This window comes from Paenibacillus sp. TY11 (assembly GCF_059772165.1).
Genome location: NZ_JCBAIQ010000005.1, coordinates 116,043 through 133,026 on the forward strand (window position 1 = coordinate 116,043; position 16,984 = coordinate 133,026).

Consider the following 16,984-nt stretch of genomic DNA (forward strand, 5'->3'; position numbering starts at 1 on the left):
AAGTGTATGGATTAGTTAGATCGCTTCGCTTTTTCAGAACAATTCTGCCCCCTTCGCTGCTGCCCACCATTAACACAGGGGGACCGAATAGTGCTTGACATGCATTCTTCCTGTATTCAGGGAATGCTAATTATAGTTACTTTGGTACCCTTACGATAAAATGAGTGTTTTTAAGGCGGTAACAGCGATCGGAAGATCAAATGGAACGCGTAGTGGGCTTACACCGTATTAAATCACTGTTTTTATAGTTTTAAGGATTAGGAGAGAAGTGATGAATAGATGAATCCCAATGCAAGCTGGCTTCGGCTTTCTCCACCGCAGATATTCGTTGTGGGCTTTGCCATTATCATTCTAACAGGTAGTTTATTGTTAATGCTGCCGATTTCCAATACAACAGGAAAGCCGCTTGGGTTTATAGACGCTTTGTTTACTGCCGCCTCTGCGACCTGTGTAACCGGGCTTGTCGTAAAGGATACCGGCATCTTTTTTACCACTTTTGGTCAAGTTGTCATCGTTGCGCTGATCCAGATCGGCGGTCTTGGCTTTATGACCATGGCTACCTTGATTGCACTGGTGTTCAAGCGTCGTATTTCCTTGCGGGAGCGACTCATTTTGCAGGAAGCGATGAATCAGACTTCTGTAGAGGGAATTGTCGGGTTAATCCGTAAGGTATTACTGTACTCACTGGTTATTGAAGGCGTATGCGCTACGATATTCTCGGTTCGCTGGTCCTTTGATATGCCCGTAGGCAGGGCGATTTATTTTGGAATCTGGCATGCCATCTCCATGTTTAACAATGCTGGTTTTGATTTATTCGGTGAATTTCGCAGCTTGACAGGTTATGTATATGATCCGATTGTTAATTTTACCGCAATGTTTCTGATTATTTCTGGCGGCATTGGCTTTGTAGTGATGTCAGACCTGGCAGAATATCGCAAGCGCAAGAGACTGTCCTTGCATACCAAGGTGGTACTCAGCATGACGGTCGCTATGATTGTAGTCGGCACGCTCGTGATTTTTGTATTTGAGTTTACGAATCCGAAGACTCTCGGTTCGCTTGATTGGGGTGGTAAGCTGCTGGGATCTTTATTCCAGTCCGTTACCCCCCGTACCGCAGGTGCCAATACGCTGGACATCGCAGGCTTGCGGCAGGCTACGCAGTTTTTTATCATCATACTCATGTTTATTGGGGCTTCCCCTGGCTCCACTGGAGGCGGGATTAAGACCACAACATTTGCCCTGCTCATTGGAGCGGTGATTTCGATGCTGCGGGGGCGGGAAGATATTGTGCTGTTCAAGTACCGACTTGCGCAGGGACGAATTTACAAGGCTTTGACCATTACACTGCTGGGGTTGCTGTTCGTGATCGGGGTGACGATGATTTTGTCGGCAACTGAAGATCATCATTTTCTGATGATCTTGTTCGAGACGGTGTCTGCTTTCGGTACGGTTGGGCTGTCGATGGGGCTTACACCTGATTTGACAGTCATAGGCAAGCTGGTGATTACCCTAACGATGTTTGCAGGTAGACTGGGCCCACTCACGCTGGCTTATGCACTGGGGCCGAAAAAGGGTAAGGAATTATATCGTCATCCGGAAGGCAAAATGATTATAGGATGAATCAATTTCATAATACCCTCAGTAGCTTTAATAAAGAGTGCATATAGATCAAAATGGTTTGATTTGTCTATATGCAGTATACATTTCGTTGGTTTAATCATTTATGAAATTGATTCAGATAAGGGAGTTTTCGAGTAGATATGAAAACGCAGCAGTTTGTAGTTATTGGCTTGGGGCGGTTTGGCTCAAGCCTGGCTTTACAATTGGTAGATATGGGGTGCGAGGTACTGGGTATCGACCGTAATGAGGATGTCGTCGACAGCATGAGCGAGTTGTTGACGCATACCGTCGTAGCGGACGCTACCGATGAGGACTCGTTGCGATCACTGGGCATCCGCAATTTCGATTGTGGCATTGTTGCGATTGGCGATGATATTCAGGTGAGCATTCTGACTGCCATTTTGCTGAAAGAGCTGGGTGTCAGAAAAGTCGTAGCCAAAGCCATATCTGTGCTGCACGGGCGTGCGTTAGAGAAGCTCGGTGTGGACCGGATCATTTATCCAGAACGAGATATGGGTATCCGGGTGGCTCATCAGCTAGTCACGCCTAATTTGCTCGATTATTTGGAGTTATCCAAGGAATACAGCATTGTGGAACTCAATGTACCTGCATGTCTGAATGGCAAAACGTTAGCAGAGCTAAATGCCCGTACTCGCTTTGGTTGCAGTGTCGTGGCGCTTCATACGGCGAACGGTATTCTGATCGCACCGACGGCTATGGATCGGCTAAAAGCAGACGATATTATGGTCATCATCGGTTCCAATGACAATATCGGCCGCTTTGAGGATGAGGTTGTTAATGTCAATGAAGAGGGATAAACCCTCTACACCATACGGTAGCCTGCAAACGACGCACGTATCTCGCTAATCCAGCGTCGCGCAGTCGGGCCAAGATCGGTCGTCTCCGAGTAAATGAGGGAGGTCGTTCGGCGTGTCTCCTTCAAATCGGGCAAGTACAATGCTGTTAGTCCATTATCCCGCAGCAGTTCGCTGCGCAAATAGGATTTGGGCAGCAATGCGGAAGCCTTACAGGTTGGAAGCAGGCGTACAATCGCCTCGAAGGAGTCGATTTCCATGCGGATATCCGGCATGATGCCGCTGCGCTGGAACAAGTCGTCCGTCAGACTGCGGTACCAGGTTCCTTTGGAGAAAATGATCATCGGCAATCCTTGCAGGTCTTTCATCGAGGCTGTTTCTGTCTTGACCGTTAATTCATGTCCGATCGGAACGACTAACTCCAAATGATCGTCAAATAGCGGAATGCAACGCAATCCGGCTTCATGAATGGCAGACCCGACAACACCGGCGTCTGCTTTTTTGTCGCGTACAAAGGCGACGATTTCATGAGTTTTGCCGGTGAGTAGCTTCAGTTCGGTTTGAGGATGCTTGCTCATAAAAGCTTCGACGAGGGTAGGCAGCGTCGTTTGGAGTGTCGTGAGACTTGCGCCCAGTGTAAGCATACTCTGGGCTTCATTTTTGTGCTGGGACAGCTTTTGTAAGAAGCGAAGCTGTCGTTGCCGTTGCTCCAGCGCGAAAGTATAAACAAATCGGCCAGTCGACGTAATTTCGAGCCGTTTGCCCCGACGATCAAAGAGATTCACACCCAGCTCTTCCTCCAGCTTGGCAATTTTGCGAGACAGGGCGGGTTGGGACAGATTAAGCAGTTTGGAAGCTTTATTCAGGCTGGACTGCTCGACAATGACGGCAAAAGCGTTCAAATCCTCAAACAAATCATCCACTTCCTCTCTATATGCAAAAAAGACATAAGAATTAATACGTATATTGCAATTCCATTATAAGCCGAAAAGGAGTAACATGAAAGCGACACAAGATGTTCACACTTTTGTTTTTCCTTTTAAGGGACACCTTGTTGGACATTTCCTGTCGGGAACTGTCATTTTATATGTTATATTACTATTGAAAACGCTATTATCGGGAGAAGGGAGCATGACCTAGATGAGAGGATTTTATTCCAGAAAGCTGCATTCACTTCTTGGCGTCATTCCGTTGGCTCTATTTTTTGTTGAGCATTTGGTGACGAACTTCACAGCGGTGGAGGGCGGCAAGGAAGGATTTAATCGCAGCGTGGCCTTCCTGAATGGTTTGCCGCTGGTTATTGTACTAGAAACGTTATTCATCTACTTGCCATTACTGTTCCACGGAATCTATGGCTTGTATATCGCTTATCAGGCTGATCCAAATGTCAAAAGGTTTGGCTATTCGCGTAACTGGCGCTTTCTGTTCCAGCGTATTTCCGGCGTCATTACGTTTGTATTTATTATCTGGCACGTATACGACACACGCTTTCAGGTGGCCCTGGGTAATGTAACACATGAGGAACTAGGCGGCGTAATGCATGGCATTGTGACGAACCCGGTTTATTTCATTCTGTATTTAATCAGCGTCGTTTCGGCATCATTTCACTTTGCTAACGGACTGTGGGCATTTATGGTCAGTTGGGGGATTACAGTGGGGCCACGTGCGCAAAAAGTATCTTCCTATATCTGTATGACCCTGTTCGTAGTGGTGTCTATCGGCTTCATCGCTTCCCTGCTTGCATTCCGCAGCGCGGAATTTCAGGAAACGGCAACTGCCTTGGTGCAATGCAGCGCCTTTAAACAGCTACTGTAAACGAGTCATATAAATTATACATCGTGTTTAGATTCTATTTTTAATCGTAAAAGGGGATTAGGTTAAAACCCTGAAAAAAAGGAGTGAGCAGAAATGGCAGCATCCAACATTATTGTCGTGGGCGGCGGTCTGGCAGGTCTAATGGCTACGATCAAGGCGGCTGAGGCGGGAGTTCATGTTCATTTATTTTCTTTGGTTCCGGTCAAAAGGTCCCACTCCGTTTGTGCTCAAGGCGGCATCAACGGTGCGGTAAATACCAAGGGTGAGGGAGACTCACCCTGGATTCACTTTGACGATTCAGTCTATGGTGGCGACTTTCTGGCAAACCAACCGCCGGTAAAAGCGATGTGCGAAGCGGCTCCGGGGATCATCCATCTCATGGACCGCATGGGCGTCATGTTTAACCGGACACCGGAAGGACTGCTGGATTTCCGCCGCTTCGGTGGTACTCAGCATCATCGGACAGCCTTTGCTGGAGCGACGACAGGGCAGCAGCTCCTGTACGCACTTGACGAGCAGGTGCGGCGCTGGGAATCTGCAGGTTTGGTGACCAAGTATGAGAACTGGGAATTTTTACAGGCTGTACTGGATGATGAAGGCATTTGTCGAGGGATTTGCGGGCAGGATTTGCGTACGATGGAAGTGAAAACTTTTGCGGCCGATGCAGTTATTCTGGCATCCGGTGGTCCCGGGATTATTTTCGGTAAAACCACGAATTCCGTCATTAATACGGGCACGGCTGCCGGTGCGGTGTATCAGCAGGGCGTACGCTATGCGAACGGTGAGTTTATCCAGATTCATCCGACGGCTATTCCAGGTGATGACAAGCTGCGTCTCATGTCCGAGTCGGCACGGGGAGAGGGCGGTCGTATTTGGACGTACAAGGACGGCAAGCCGTGGTATTTCCTCGAAGAAAAGTATCCGGCTTACGGAAATCTGGTCCCTCGCGATATTGCGACACGTGAAATATTCAGTGTATGCGTTGATGATGGACTGGGTATTAATGGCGAGAACATGGTGTACCTCGATCTGTCCCACAAGGACCCGAAAGAGCTGGATGTAAAGCTGGGCGGCATTATTGAAATTTATGAAAAATTCGTCGGTGACGATCCGCGTAAAATCCCAATGAAAATATTCCCGGCTGTGCATTATTCAATGGGTGGCATGTGGGTCGATTACAATCAGATGACGAATATACCGGGTCTGTTCGCTGCTGGTGAATGTGAATTCCAGTATCACGGAGCGAACCGTCTTGGCGCGAACTCGTTGCTGTCAGCCATTTACGGCGGGATGGTGGCTGGACCGAAGGCTGTGGAATATATCAAAGGCTTGAAAAAATCTGCACAGGATGTAGCTTCCTCCATATTTGATGGGGCGGTCAATCAGCAGACGGAGAAGTATGAGCGTATTTTGCATATGGACGGTAAAGAAAATGCCTATGTTCTTCATAAAGAGCTGGGCGAGTGGATGACAAACAACATGACCGTGGTTCGTTATAATGACAAGCTGGAAGCTACGATCCACAAGATCAAGGAGCTGAAGGAGCGTTATTCCAACATTAACATCAATGACGCTTCGCGTTGGAATAATGCAGGTGCGGCGTTTACACGGCAACTGTGGAATATGATGGAGCTGGCCGAAGCGATGACCAAAGGGGCGCTACTGCGCAACGAAAGCCGCGGGGCCCATTACAAACCGGACTTCCCGGATCGCAACGATGAGGATTTCCTGAAAACGACGATTGCGGACTGGACACCGGAAGGACCACAAATCTCGTATGAAGCGGTGGACGTTTCGCTGATCAAGCCGCGCATTCGGGATTATTCCAAGAGCAAATAACAGAAGGGAGTGTTATTTAGATGTCGGAGCAAGCAATGAAATCGAATAAAATAGTGAAGTTCGTTGTGACCCGTCAAGCTGATCCTAAAGCCAGTCCCTATACGGAAGAATTCGAATTGGCTTATCGTCCGGGGATGAATGTGATTAGTGCGCTGATGGAAATTCAGCGTAACCCGGTGGACAGCAACGGTAAAGAGACGGCTCCGGTGTGCTGGGAGTCGAATTGCCTGGAGGAAGTATGCGGAGCATGCTCTATGGTGATTAACGGCAAGCCGCGTCAGGCCTGTGCAGCGCTCGTCGATAAGCTGGAGCAGCCGATTACGATCGCGCCGATGAGCACATTCCCGGTAGTACGGGATTTGGTCATTGATCGCAGCCGGATGTTTAACGCGCTCAAGAAGGTCAAGGCGTGGATTCCGATTGACGGTACCTACGATCTGGGTCCTGGTCCTAGAATGGCAGAGAAAAAGCGTCAATGGGCGTATGAGCTGTCCAAGTGCATGACCTGCGGTGTCTGTCTGGAAGCTTGCCCGAATGTCAACGAGAAAACGACGTTCATTGGACCTGCGGCGATATCTCAGGTTCGCTTGTTTAACAGCCATCCGACAGGGGAAATGAACCAGGAGGAACGTCTGGATGCATTAATGCAGGATGATGGACTGGAAGGCTGCGGGAACTCGCAAAACTGCGTACGTTCTTGCCCGAAAGGCATTCCGTTGACAACTTCCATTGCCGAAATGAACAAGGAAACGACCAAGCACATGTTCAAGCGCTGGCTAACTGTATAGCACTAGCCAGCGGATAGGTTATACCAAAACAGGCTTTTTCCTAAACCGGAGAAAGCCTGTTTTTTTGCGCTCAGGAAAGCTGGAAGGTAACATGGAGGAAGGAGCGCGGGGTAGCAGTTATGGTATAATTACGGTATTGTGTATCGTTTTTGGAGAAAGGGGGGCTGGACAGGTGACTGTACAACCGATAACGAGTCGACCTGTTAGCAGGTCGGATGTAATGAATGGATTAAAGGAGCTAGGAGTTCGGGAAGGCATGACGTTGCTTGTGCACTCGTCGATGCGTAGCTTCGGGAATTATGTTCCGGGCGGGGCCTCGGCCATTCTTACGGCATTAACCGAAGCGATTGGCCCGGAAGGGACGCTGGTGATGCCGACACAGTCTCATGACTTAACTGATCCGTCCACCTGGATGAACCCGCCTCTGGATGAGTCATGGTGGGAACTGGTACGCGAGGAAATGCCCGCTTATGATCCGGCCTGGACGCTGACCGGGGGGATGGGCATCATTGTGGAAACGTTCCGTGGCCTGCCGGGAACAGAGCGCAGCGGGCATCCGCACGTTTCTCTGGCGGCACGTGGACCTGCTGCTTCAGGCTTGCTGGAAGCACATGAGCTTGATTTTGGGCTGGGTGAGCAATCGCCCTTGGCGAAGCTGTACGAGGCAGATGCCTATGTACTGCTGTTGGGCTGCGGACATGACAGCAACACGTCCTTGCATTTGGCGGAATATCGAACACCCTATCATGGACGTGAAGTGATCATGCATCAAGCCCCTATGATGGTGGACGGGGCAAAAGCGTGGGTATCTTTTCAGGATTTTAATATTACCTCAGATGATTTTGAGAAGCTGGGACTTGATTTTGAACGGGACTGTCCCTCAGCCTTCACGCGGGTGAACATCGGAGAGGCTTCATGTTTTTTCGCGAGGCAACGTGATTTGGTAGATTATGCGGAGCAGTGGTTGTCCACCAATCGCTAAAGCTTCTGGACAAAGAATTTCTAAAAAGTGAGATAGAGGAATAGATCGCAAGGGGGAACGCATATGGAGAAGACGCCGCAAACCCGCCGCGAGAGTCAGGATGGCCCGCATCAGGGGGCCGCTATCCCTCCCGGTTCTTCGCGGCGTTCCATTTCAAATGAACCAGCCAATCCTTCGCGCCGCCATTTTTTGAAAAAAGCAGCTTTAGCTACAGCAGGAACCGCGCTTCTGGCTGGAGGATATGCTTCCTTATGGGAGCCTAATCATTTGGAGATTACACGCTTCAACTTGTCTCTCCCTCGTCTTCCGTCTGCTTTTGACGGAATCAGGGTCGTACATTTCAGTGATGTGCACTTGGGCTTTCACATGGATGAGCAGGATCTGCGCGAGCTTGCCGACCGGATCGCAGGTCTGGAGCCAGATTTGCTCTGTTTTACAGGCGATATTGTGGATGACTATGCGGTATCCATGAAGGCTGCTGTTCCAGTTATGGCTTCCATGCACGCCACACTTGGCAAATTTGCCATTCTGGGCAATCATGATTATAGAGGTTTACCAGCCGGCGTCCAGGAATTATATCCGAAAACTGGATTTACGTTGCTGAGAAACGAGCATGCGATTGTGGAGCGTGCGGGACAGCGTGTGGCCATTGTCGGGTTAGAGGATAACATCATGGGCAAGCCCAATCCGCAGCGTGCCATCCATGGATTACCTGATGAGATGTGCAAGCTGCTGCTGATGCATGAGCCGGATTATGCAGATGTGGCGGCGCGAATGTCCTTTGATCTTCAACTGTCGGGACATACGCATGGAGGACAGGTCCGTTTGCCTGTCATCGGAGCGCCGATGCCGCCTCCGGGTGGACGCAAGTACATCCAGGGATTATTTCATGTGGGAACGGAGAGAATGCCGCTGTATGTCAGCCGAGGCATTGGCATGACACATCTGCCGATTCGCGTGCTGTGCAGACCGGAGATTAGTGTCATTACGCTAATCTCCGGCCAATAGGTCATGATCTTTTTTTCATCTTCATCATATTTTGGAACTACATAAAGATGGCTGAATGTAGTGTAGTAGGGACGTAGTCGTTTCGGACAAAGGAGTGAGGTTCAGATGGATCGTATTGCTGTCATTTCAGATATTCATGGCAATTGGCCTGCCTGTGAGGCGGTGCTGGAGGATATTGCTTCCCGAGGCATTAGCCGTGTGTTTTGTTTGGGGGATCTGATCGGCAAAGGGCCTAGCCCATGCGAGGTTCTGGATGCTGTCCGTCAACATTGTGAAGTGGTCGTGCGGGGGAATTGGGATGAGTTGGTTAGTATGACGGATGATCTCAATTTTAGCTGGCAAGCCGAACGCTTGGGTGCAGAACGAGTGCAGTATTTGGCACAGTTACCGTTTCATTATGATTTCAGAATGAGCGGACGCCGTATCCGCTTGGTGCATGCCTCGCCGCAAAGTGTGTATCACCGCGTGCAGCCATGGGATGAGCCGGAAAAAAGACTTGCCATGTTCGATCCGTTAGCAGAAGAGAATGGAAAAGTTGCTTTTGCTCCAGATGTCGTGGGATATGGTGATGTGCACAATGCTTTTATCCAGCATTTTCAGGGGAAAACACTTTTTAACGTCGGGAGTGTCGGGAATCCGTTGGATGTTACGCAGGCTTCCTACTGCATTTTAGAGGGGGAGATGGGAGAGGAGCAGCCTACGTCCTTCTCCATTCATTTTGTACGTGTACCTTATGATATAGAACTGGCGGTAAAACAAGCGGAGGAAGCTGCTGTGCCTTCTTTGCCGTATTATATTCGAGAGCTGCGTACAGGAATTTACCGGGGAATTCAGGACCTGGATTAAGTATGGAAACATTCATTTCTAAAAGCCAATCCATCCGCAGGAGGGAACATTGTGCTGACCAGAGAAATGCTTCGTCTCGGGCTGCCGGAGCTTTACGCTCACCGAGTCCGATTGCGCCAGCTAAGAGCGGAGGATTATCCCGCGCTGGAACGGATCCTATCCGATCCATTGGTGATCCAATATGTGAATCGAATTCGCAAGCCAGTCTATGCACGAATGCGGCGTCTGGTTGCGCAAATTAAAATATCTGCTGATTCACTGGATTCCCTGCATTTTGCGGTGGAATGGCATCGGAGAAATACAGGAGAAAGCAATCTACTTGGTGAATCCAACGAACTTACCTCCTCGCCGTTGCTCGGCATCGTTTCTTTTCAGCAATGGAATGAAAGAACAGGTGAGGCGCAACTGGGCTATATTCTAGATCGTCCTTTCTGGGGACAGGGACTGGCTACAGAAGTCGTGGGAGAAATGCTGAAATTTGGTTTCGGGTCTTTGAAGCTCAGGCGGATCGAAAGTCGTTGCCAAGAGGATAATCAGGCTTCCGTGCGCGTGCTTATTAAAAATAAGATGCGCCTGCTACGTACAATCGGTGCCTATGATCACTCAGGAAAGGTGCCGAGTGTATTGGTGTTTTCGATGACCCAAGGGGATTATGCTTAGAAATGGCAATGGAATATTTTGTTACAAAGATGAAATATAACTGCAAAACAACTCTAACACAGGACGGGTACAATACAGACATGACCCCCTTTTGAATAATATATGTTGCTGGGACCCGAAGCTTCGGGTCCTCTTTTTTTGTCTTGTTTCTATTGCAGTTACTTACAATTATAGCTATTTACGATTACAGGTTATTGTTATGATTCATAGGAACGGTTCAGGCTGATTACCAGCTCTGGAAGCCATTCGTTTAGGGAGAGAAATGAGTACCCCTCTGATTGGGCTTTGGACGTATCTATGTACCACGATTGTGTAATACCGAATGGAGACATGTGCTCGTCTGCTGTTTTTTCTTTCATCACAGCTTGTTTTCCCGTTGTCTGCTCAATGATCGAAATGATATCTCCAATCCTTACTGTACCGTCGGAGCAAGCATTTACAGGGCCTGTCAAATGAGCGTGACCGAGCCAAAGCAGAAAATCTGCGGCTTCATCGGAACGAATAAATGAGATATGTGCTGCAGAATTAGGTACTCCGATTTCTTTTCCTTCACGAATATGTTCGATATGAAAATGAAGTCTTTTCGTATAATCATCTGTCCCCAATACAATCGGAAAACGAACAGCGACTACAGGGAACGTAGCTTGTTGCATAAAAACTGCTTCTGCCTGCCGTTTAGCCTCCTGATATGTAAAATCGTCCTTTCCGCCCTTGCGAACCGGGTAAGCCTGAGGGTCAAAGATGCTCTCTGTCAGAACTTCCGGGCTCGAATCATAGACGGATAGACTGGAGGTCAGAATATACCTCTTGGCTTTAGCATCAAAAATGCGACAGGCTTCGCTGGCTTCATTTGGAGAAAAGCAAATATTATCATAAACGACATCCCACACTTGCTCCCCTACTGCCTCTGCCAGCGCTTGCGAATCGGTACGGTCTGCGCAGATCCGTTGAACACGGTCACCAAACGAATCTTTTGTTTGGCCTCGTGTGAGGATCGTAACGGAGTTTTTGGAATTCTCCAACAGACGTTCCACCAGTCTTTTGCCAAAAAAACGCGTTCCACCCAGTACCAGTACTTTTCTCATTCTTTAATCACTCCTTATGAACTGGTTTTCATTATATAGGGTAGACGTAAATAAGGATGCAAAGGATACGATGCGATAAATAGATAAGTACATACTACTTACAATAAATACTTAATATCACTTAACAAATCGTGCAATAATGCTTATAATTGATTTATGGAGGTGGTACTTATTTATCAAGAAGAAAGGTTAGTGAAAATTCTTGAGAGGCTTCAGGAAGAAAAGATGATTTCGAATCAGGAGATATGCGATATGCTCGGTATTTCCAGAGACACTGCCCGGCGGGATTTTATTAAATTAGTGGATGAAGGTGCTGCGATACGAACCCATGGAGGTATTGCTTTACCTCAGTTTAAGGACAAAATAAAAGCATATAAGGAAAGAGTCAATGCTTCTTCTGAAGATAAATATAAAATTGGAAAAATAGCTGCCTCTTATATCAACAAAGGTGACCTTTGTTTTCTGGACGTCTCAACGACAGTAAAATTTCTTTGTGATCATCTCAATACAAGCTCTACCGTTTATACTCATTCCCTTGATAATGCAGAAGCACTATCTAACAACAATGAGGTCGATATATGCCTGCTAGGTGGAAAGTTTAATCCTGAAAATCGCTTTTTTTTCGATGTTAATGTGGCATCTCAGTTAAATGATATTTACTTTGATAAAGTTTTTCTTGGTGCAGCTGGTATTTTAAAGGATGGCATCTATTTTTCAAACTTTGAAGATGCGGTCATCAAAGATTTAGTAGCAAAACGATCAAAAGAGGTTATTCTGTTGACAGATTCACGGAAATTTAATCAAATCAGCTCCTATAAAGGTGTTAATTTTAGTGATATTGACATGATCATTACCAATGAAAAGCCACCAGATAGCTTTAGAAAGCATTTTGAGGAAAATAACATTGAGATCAGACTTATTAATGGAGGGAAAGGCAGTCAAAGATTACTTCGAGGGGGGCTAATATGACAAAGATAAAAGCAGTTTTCAGTGACATAGACGGGACTTTAATTAATTCTAATCATGTTATAACCGAGAAAACAAAGCTTGCAGTCCAAAAAGCAACCAACCTGGGTGTACCATTTGTCCTTGTTTCTGCTAGAATGCCAAGTGGAATCTTGCCACTCCAAAAAGAATTAGAAATCGATTCACCGATTATTTGCTACAGTGGTTCTCTGGTAATAGATTGTAGGAGCAATACCACTATTTTCAGCAAAAGCTTACCTCAAGAGAATGTTATTGGCATTTATGAGGCTGTAAAAAGCAAATTCTCAAACATTCATATTAACATCTACAGCCATGATCAATGGGTTGTTGAAAATCCACAAAACGAATGGATTGTTCAAGAGCAAGATATCACAGGGGCTCAGCCTACTCAGGCGAACCTTAAAACCTTCATAAACACAAACCCTGAAGTGCATAAAATCCTCTGTATAGGTCCGACTGAACAAATCGAAGAGCTTGAAGAAGTATTAAAGAAAGACAACGCCGCTCTAACCATCTACAAATCAAAAGACACTTATCTGGAAATTATGTCTGGAGATGCATCTAAATCTAAAGCCATTCAGCAGATAATCAGCCATTATAATTTCAAAAAGGAAGAAATCATGGCAATCGGTGATAATTTCAATGATATTGATATGCTGAAATTTGCAGGGCTAGGCATCGCAATGGGGAATGCGCCTGACGAAGTTAAAAAGTATGCGAACCAAGTGACATACAGCAATGATGAAGAAGGATTAAGTTTGAGTTTAGAAGAGAACGTCATCACCTAAAGGCGTTCGCCTTTGCAATGGGATTCTACCCTTTAAAGGGCTTATACAATCCAGAGAATCCCGTTGCAACAGCGATCATAAGATGAAATCATTCACATAGCGGTAGATCACTGCCTAATCTTACTCTCCGAGAAGCTTCAAGAAATTGGCTGGCACCGTAATTTGCTGATTATTAATCATAATCTTCCGAAGCTCTTCCATGGAGTCTTCTTCACCTCGGGCGTCTTTAATCTCCTTGATTTCACGATGCAGCCGTTCCATTTGGAGATCGAGCGCATTAGCGGAATCCGCTGCGTTCTTTAATTCACGTGTCAGGCTTTCGGGAACAGACTGGTTGTATTTATAAAAGATTTTATGCTCCAGGCTTGCCCAGAAATCCATCGCAATGGTCCGAATTTGCACCTCCACGCAGACTAGCTCCTCACAGTTCGACATGAATACTGGAACTTGAACCAGCAAGTGTAGACTCTGGTAACCGTTCGGCTTGGGATTCTTGATGTAATCCTTGATTTCCAGCACCTTTAAGTCACTCTGTCTCTGAAGCATGTTACTGACATCATAAATATCAGATATAAAAGAGCAAGTAATACGCAAGCCCGCGATATCCTTAATATGATCTTTGACAGCATCCAGGGATAACTCGCTATTTTTACGAACCATTTTGTTCATGATGCTCTCAGGGGATTTAAGGCGTGATTTGGTGTGCTCAATAGGGCTGTAATCATGTAACGCTTGAAATTCCTGCTTTAATATTTCAATCTTGGTTTCCATTTCGTCGAGCGCAAATTTATAGATTAGCATAAATCGCGTGATGTCATGCTTTAGCTTTTTGAACTTGTCCATAGGATCTTCCAAATGCATATGTAATTCTCCTCACACATAGATGTCGTTAATTTAAAATAATGGAGCTGTACGGTTTAAGATGGTTGGTAGCGGAGCGAAGGATTTGAATCTGGAGAAGCGCTAGCGTTCGCCTTTGCAATGGGATTATTACCTTATAATTTACAATTTCGAAGAATCCCATTGCAACAGCGATCGTAAGATCAAATGATTTGCGGAGCGGCAATTCACACCCTAAATAAATTTTAAAGTGTCACCGGAATTCTACGTTTTTCTTTAAAATAAACCCATTCCCGGAAGCCGATATCCTTCAGCATCGCTTTTACTTCTTCCCAATCATCGCCTACTCGCGAAGGCTTATGGGCATCCGAACCAAAAGTGACCTCCACACCAAAATGGTGCGCTCTTTCTAAAATAGAAGCAGACGGGTACCATCCGCCACTCAGCTTGGTTTTACCCGAAGTGTTAATTTCAATCGCCACATTGGATTCCGCAATCACCCGCAAGGTTTCGTCAATGGCTTCATCGGCAGGGATGTCTGAAAAGGCAGGGAAATTCCCCTTCATTGCGTCAATATGGCCTAAGATCTGAAACATGCCGCTTCGTGCAGATTCCTGAATGAGCGAATAGTAGGCTTGCTTGACCTCGATTTTACGAGCGTCACTTAATTTTTTCCAACGGTTACGGTTAAAAATGCTGTCCCCTTCGACATTGTGAATCGACCCAATGAGGTAATCAAATGGATAAGGAGCCAGAGTGAAACGATACAGTTCCGCATAATCAGGAAAATAATCCGTCTCCAATCCGAGCAGCACATCAATGCGGCCTTCGTATTCCTTTTTAAGCTGTTGTACCTCTTCTACGTACTCGGCAAGCTGGGATTTTGCCATATAAATTTTCGGAAAAGCCTGATCCTGTTCGCTGCCCAGGAAAGGGGAATGGTCCGAAATACCAATCGCTTGTAAGCCCGACTGAATGCCTGCTTCAATGTAATCTCGAATGTTTCCGTCTGCATGACCGCAGCGGAAATGATGGGTGTGCAGATCAAATTTCATCGCCTGTCTTCCTTTCGTAATCAAGGTTTATATTTCGTATGGTGTTCATAGCGAATTACGTTATTCAGAACTGGTAAAATTCGTCTCCGGCATCCCCTTCAGATCACTTAAAAATTGTTGCATGGCTGAGTTTAGATATCGGCCGGATTTATAAATCACTCCTACCGGATGACTAACTTCCAGCTCGGGAATATGGATCATTTTTAATGTGCCTGCACGCAGTTCAGAAGTGACCGATAGTCTGGAAATAATGGCAGCACCGAGATTAATTTCGACCATCCGTTTGACTTCCTCACTGCTGGACAACTCGATTACGACATGGGGCACAATTTGGTGCTTTTTAAATACATCGTCCACGAATTTTCGCCCTACCGTATCGGGAGAGAGCAGAATGAGCGGAATTTCCCGAAGGGCTTCAATGGTAGCATGTGGTTGCGAAGCCAGCGGATGAGTAGGGGACACGACAAGCTCAAAGGAATCGTAATACAGGACCGAAGTGCTTAAATTGGGATTACGTTCGATCAGATAGCCGATGCCAACATCAATAAGTCCGTTCTCCACCTGCTGATAGATCATCGAGGAAGCCATGGATTGAATGGAGGTTTTGATGAGAGGGAACTGATCCTGAAAGTAGGAAAGCACGCGTGGTAAAATTTGAATGGCGATGGATGTTGTGGTACCCAGCGCAATATGACCCTGCGGTGTTTCGTTTAGATCGTACAATTTCTGTCTTAATTCCTCAACAACCTCTAATATGCGCTCGGCGTGCTCCAAAAAAACAGCTCCCCGGTCGGTCAGGGTGACAGGCTGGTTGCGGTCAATCAGAATGGTTTTGAACTCATCCTCCAAACTTTTGATTTGGGCGGACACCGCCGGCTGCGTCAAATTGAGAAGTTCTCCGGCTTTGCGGAAGCTCATCGTTTTGGAAATCATGATAAGCGTTTCAAGTTGACTGATGTTCATGAAGTTCCTCCTCTCTTTTCTTAATTTTATCGCAGCTATATAGACTGAGTATTTTTAGCCAATCCACATGTTCATATGTAAAACCGTCGTTATGCTTTATTTCATTAAATTATAGGTTATTCGGGCAGGAAGGGCAATGAATCGAAGCAGAGCACCTTAAAGTGTGGTATATTGGGAAATAAAGACTAAAGTCCTGATATACTTCAAAAATAATCAATCTAAAACCGGTAAGAAGTAAAGATATAGGACATTATTCACATTTTTTGTGGTTTAGCTATAAAAAATTACCGGGCAGCTGTCGATAAGTGATAGAGAGAGCATTTTATTGAGGATCGTTTCGTTTTACAGTAATATTAATTAAAAAATTCTAATTTAAATGGGACTTTTGTTGTATGTCTAAAAGCCCATCGTAAAGGGGCGCTTTGATCGTGAAGGCAGAAGTGATAAATCCTTTTTTGGAGTCGGCGCGACGGGTCATTGAACAATTGATCCAAGTATCTCCCTCACCCGGAAATCTCGGTGTGAAAAATGTCGAGCTGGTGGACGACTACATCTGGATTATGATCGGGATGACCGGACAGCTTAGCGGAAATATTGTGTTCGGCCTAAATGAACAGGTGGCGCTACGTATGGTATCAGCGATGATGGGCGGATTTGTGTTGACTGAAATTGATGAGATGGGAAAAAGCGCAATTTCGGAATTGGGCAATATGATTAGTGGTAATGCCAGTACGATTTTGTCCAGTCAGGGAATTGTCGTGGATATTACGCCTCCGCAGGTCATGAAATCAGAAAACTTGACCACTTTTGTGCCACAGCGTGCCCTTTATATTCCGCTTACGGTGGAAGGAATCGGTGAGCTGGATATTCAGGTGATGATCTCATAATATTAA

The 16,984-nt window shown here is 46.3% G+C and carries 17 protein-coding genes; 12 read left to right on the forward strand and 5 right to left on the reverse strand.

Annotated features, from left to right (window positions below; genetic code table 11):
• Positions 1-279: 279 nt before the first annotated feature.
• Both AC6EJC_RS06870 and AC6EJC_RS06875 read left to right on the forward strand, forming a co-directional pair.
• The gene (locus tag AC6EJC_RS06870) at positions 280-1,620 is read left to right on the forward strand and encodes a TrkH family potassium uptake protein (RefSeq protein ID WP_444953303.1); all 1,341 of its coding nucleotides are present in this window, start codon (positions 280-282) and stop codon (positions 1,618-1,620) included.
• 140 nt (positions 1,621-1,760) lie between these two features.
• Positions 1,761-2,438, forward strand: a complete 678-nt coding sequence (locus AC6EJC_RS06875; RefSeq protein ID WP_444953304.1) for a potassium channel family protein — start codon at positions 1,761-1,763, stop codon at positions 2,436-2,438.
• A 5-nt stretch (positions 2,439-2,443) separates the two neighbouring features.
• Here the strand turns inward: AC6EJC_RS06875 and AC6EJC_RS06880 are convergent, their stop codons facing one another.
• The gene (locus AC6EJC_RS06880) at positions 2,444-3,349 is read right to left on the reverse strand and encodes a LysR family transcriptional regulator (RefSeq protein WP_444953305.1); all 906 of its coding nucleotides are present in this window, start codon (positions 3,347-3,349) and stop codon (positions 2,444-2,446) included.
• Between the two features lie 226 nt (positions 3,350-3,575).
• Between AC6EJC_RS06880 and AC6EJC_RS06885 the strand changes: the two genes are divergently transcribed.
• The 7 genes from AC6EJC_RS06885 to AC6EJC_RS06915 all read left to right on the forward strand — a co-directional run bounded on the left by AC6EJC_RS06885 (position 3,576) and on the right by AC6EJC_RS06915 (position 10,373).
• The gene (locus tag AC6EJC_RS06885) at positions 3,576-4,250 is read left to right on the forward strand and encodes a succinate dehydrogenase cytochrome b558 subunit (RefSeq protein WP_103050010.1); all 675 of its coding nucleotides are present in this window, start codon (positions 3,576-3,578) and stop codon (positions 4,248-4,250) included.
• 93 nt (positions 4,251-4,343) lie between these two features.
• Positions 4,344-6,089 (forward strand): succinate dehydrogenase flavoprotein subunit, encoded by a 1,746-nt coding sequence (gene sdhA, locus AC6EJC_RS06890; RefSeq protein ID WP_444953306.1) that lies wholly within the window; start codon positions 4,344-4,346, stop codon positions 6,087-6,089.
• A 20-nt stretch (positions 6,090-6,109) separates the two neighbouring features.
• Positions 6,110-6,877, forward strand: a complete 768-nt coding sequence (gene sdhB / locus AC6EJC_RS06895) for a succinate dehydrogenase iron-sulfur subunit (RefSeq protein ID WP_444953307.1) — start codon at positions 6,110-6,112, stop codon at positions 6,875-6,877.
• 172 nt (positions 6,878-7,049) lie between these two features.
• The gene (locus tag AC6EJC_RS06900; protein ID WP_444953308.1) at positions 7,050-7,859 is read left to right on the forward strand and encodes an AAC(3) family N-acetyltransferase; all 810 of its coding nucleotides are present in this window, start codon (positions 7,050-7,052) and stop codon (positions 7,857-7,859) included.
• Positions 7,860-7,922: 63 nt separating this feature from the next.
• Positions 7,923-8,867 (forward strand): metallophosphoesterase, encoded by a 945-nt coding sequence (locus AC6EJC_RS06905; RefSeq protein WP_444953309.1) that lies wholly within the window; start codon positions 7,923-7,925, stop codon positions 8,865-8,867.
• 105 nt (positions 8,868-8,972) lie between these two features.
• Positions 8,973-9,713, forward strand: a complete 741-nt coding sequence (locus AC6EJC_RS06910; protein ID WP_444953310.1) for a metallophosphoesterase family protein — start codon at positions 8,973-8,975, stop codon at positions 9,711-9,713.
• Between the two features lie 51 nt (positions 9,714-9,764).
• Entirely contained in the window at positions 9,765-10,373 is a 609-nt protein-coding gene (locus AC6EJC_RS06915; protein ID WP_444953311.1) for a GNAT family N-acetyltransferase, read from the forward strand.
• 197 nt (positions 10,374-10,570) lie between these two features.
• Here AC6EJC_RS06915 and AC6EJC_RS06920 read toward each other — a convergent pair whose 3' ends face one another.
• Positions 10,571-11,458 (reverse strand): NAD-dependent epimerase/dehydratase family protein, encoded by an 888-nt coding sequence (locus AC6EJC_RS06920; protein ID WP_444953312.1) that lies wholly within the window; start codon positions 11,456-11,458, stop codon positions 10,571-10,573.
• A 192-nt stretch (positions 11,459-11,650) separates the two neighbouring features.
• On the opposite strand from AC6EJC_RS06920, the gene AC6EJC_RS06925 reads away from it, so the two are divergent.
• Positions 11,651-12,427, forward strand: coding sequence for a DeoR/GlpR family DNA-binding transcription regulator (locus AC6EJC_RS06925; protein WP_444953313.1), 777 nt, complete (start codon positions 11,651-11,653; stop codon positions 12,425-12,427).
• Positions 12,424-13,233, forward strand: a complete 810-nt coding sequence (locus AC6EJC_RS06930; protein WP_444953314.1) for a Cof-type HAD-IIB family hydrolase — start codon at positions 12,424-12,426, stop codon at positions 13,231-13,233. The genes AC6EJC_RS06925 and AC6EJC_RS06930 overlap by 4 nt, the downstream gene beginning before the upstream one ends.
• A 120-nt stretch (positions 13,234-13,353) precedes the next feature.
• Here AC6EJC_RS06930 and AC6EJC_RS06935 read toward each other — a convergent pair whose 3' ends face one another.
• From AC6EJC_RS06935 to AC6EJC_RS06945, 3 genes are all read right to left on the reverse strand, one after another.
• The gene (locus tag AC6EJC_RS06935) at positions 13,354-14,094 is read right to left on the reverse strand and encodes a GTP pyrophosphokinase (RefSeq protein WP_444953315.1); all 741 of its coding nucleotides are present in this window, start codon (positions 14,092-14,094) and stop codon (positions 13,354-13,356) included.
• Positions 14,095-14,318: 224 nt separating this feature from the next.
• A complete protein-coding gene (locus AC6EJC_RS06940; RefSeq protein WP_444953316.1) occupies positions 14,319-15,128 on the reverse strand; it encodes a histidinol-phosphatase in 810 nt (269 codons plus the stop codon).
• Positions 15,129-15,188: 60 nt separating this feature from the next.
• Positions 15,189-16,091, reverse strand: coding sequence for a LysR family transcriptional regulator (locus tag AC6EJC_RS06945; protein WP_023990132.1), 903 nt, complete (start codon positions 16,089-16,091; stop codon positions 15,189-15,191).
• Between the two features lie 428 nt (positions 16,092-16,519).
• Between AC6EJC_RS06945 and AC6EJC_RS06950 the strand changes: the two genes are divergently transcribed.
• Entirely contained in the window at positions 16,520-16,978 is a 459-nt protein-coding gene (locus AC6EJC_RS06950; RefSeq protein ID WP_444953317.1) for a chemotaxis protein CheX, read from the forward strand.
• Positions 16,979-16,984: the final 6 nt, after the last annotated feature.

Coding starts and splice junctions, on each gene's coding strand:
- AC6EJC_RS06870 (WP_444953303.1), top strand. CDS start 280: ATGAATCCCAATGCAAGCTGGCTTCGGCTTTCTCCACCGCAGATATTC.
- AC6EJC_RS06875 (WP_444953304.1), top strand. CDS start 1,761: ATGAAAACGCAGCAGTTTGTAGTTATTGGCTTGGGGCGGTTTGGCTCA.
- AC6EJC_RS06885 (WP_103050010.1), top strand. CDS start 3,576: ATGAGAGGATTTTATTCCAGAAAGCTGCATTCACTTCTTGGCGTCATT.
- sdhA (WP_444953306.1), top strand. CDS start 4,344: ATGGCAGCATCCAACATTATTGTCGTGGGCGGCGGTCTGGCAGGTCTA.
- sdhB (WP_444953307.1), top strand. CDS start 6,110: ATGTCGGAGCAAGCAATGAAATCGAATAAAATAGTGAAGTTCGTTGTG.
- AC6EJC_RS06905 (WP_444953309.1), top strand. CDS start 7,923: ATGGAGAAGACGCCGCAAACCCGCCGCGAGAGTCAGGATGGCCCGCAT.
- AC6EJC_RS06910 (WP_444953310.1), top strand. CDS start 8,973: ATGGATCGTATTGCTGTCATTTCAGATATTCATGGCAATTGGCCTGCC.
- AC6EJC_RS06920 (WP_444953312.1), bottom strand. CDS start 11,458: ATGAGAAAAGTACTGGTACTGGGTGGAACGCGTTTTTTTGGCAAAAGA.
- AC6EJC_RS06930 (WP_444953314.1), top strand. CDS start 12,424: ATGACAAAGATAAAAGCAGTTTTCAGTGACATAGACGGGACTTTAATT.
- AC6EJC_RS06935 (WP_444953315.1), bottom strand. CDS start 14,094: ATGCATTTGGAAGATCCTATGGACAAGTTCAAAAAGCTAAAGCATGAC.
- AC6EJC_RS06940 (WP_444953316.1), bottom strand. CDS start 15,128: ATGAAATTTGATCTGCACACCCATCATTTCCGCTGCGGTCATGCAGAC.
- AC6EJC_RS06945 (WP_023990132.1), bottom strand. CDS start 16,091: ATGAACATCAGTCAACTTGAAACGCTTATCATGATTTCCAAAACGATG.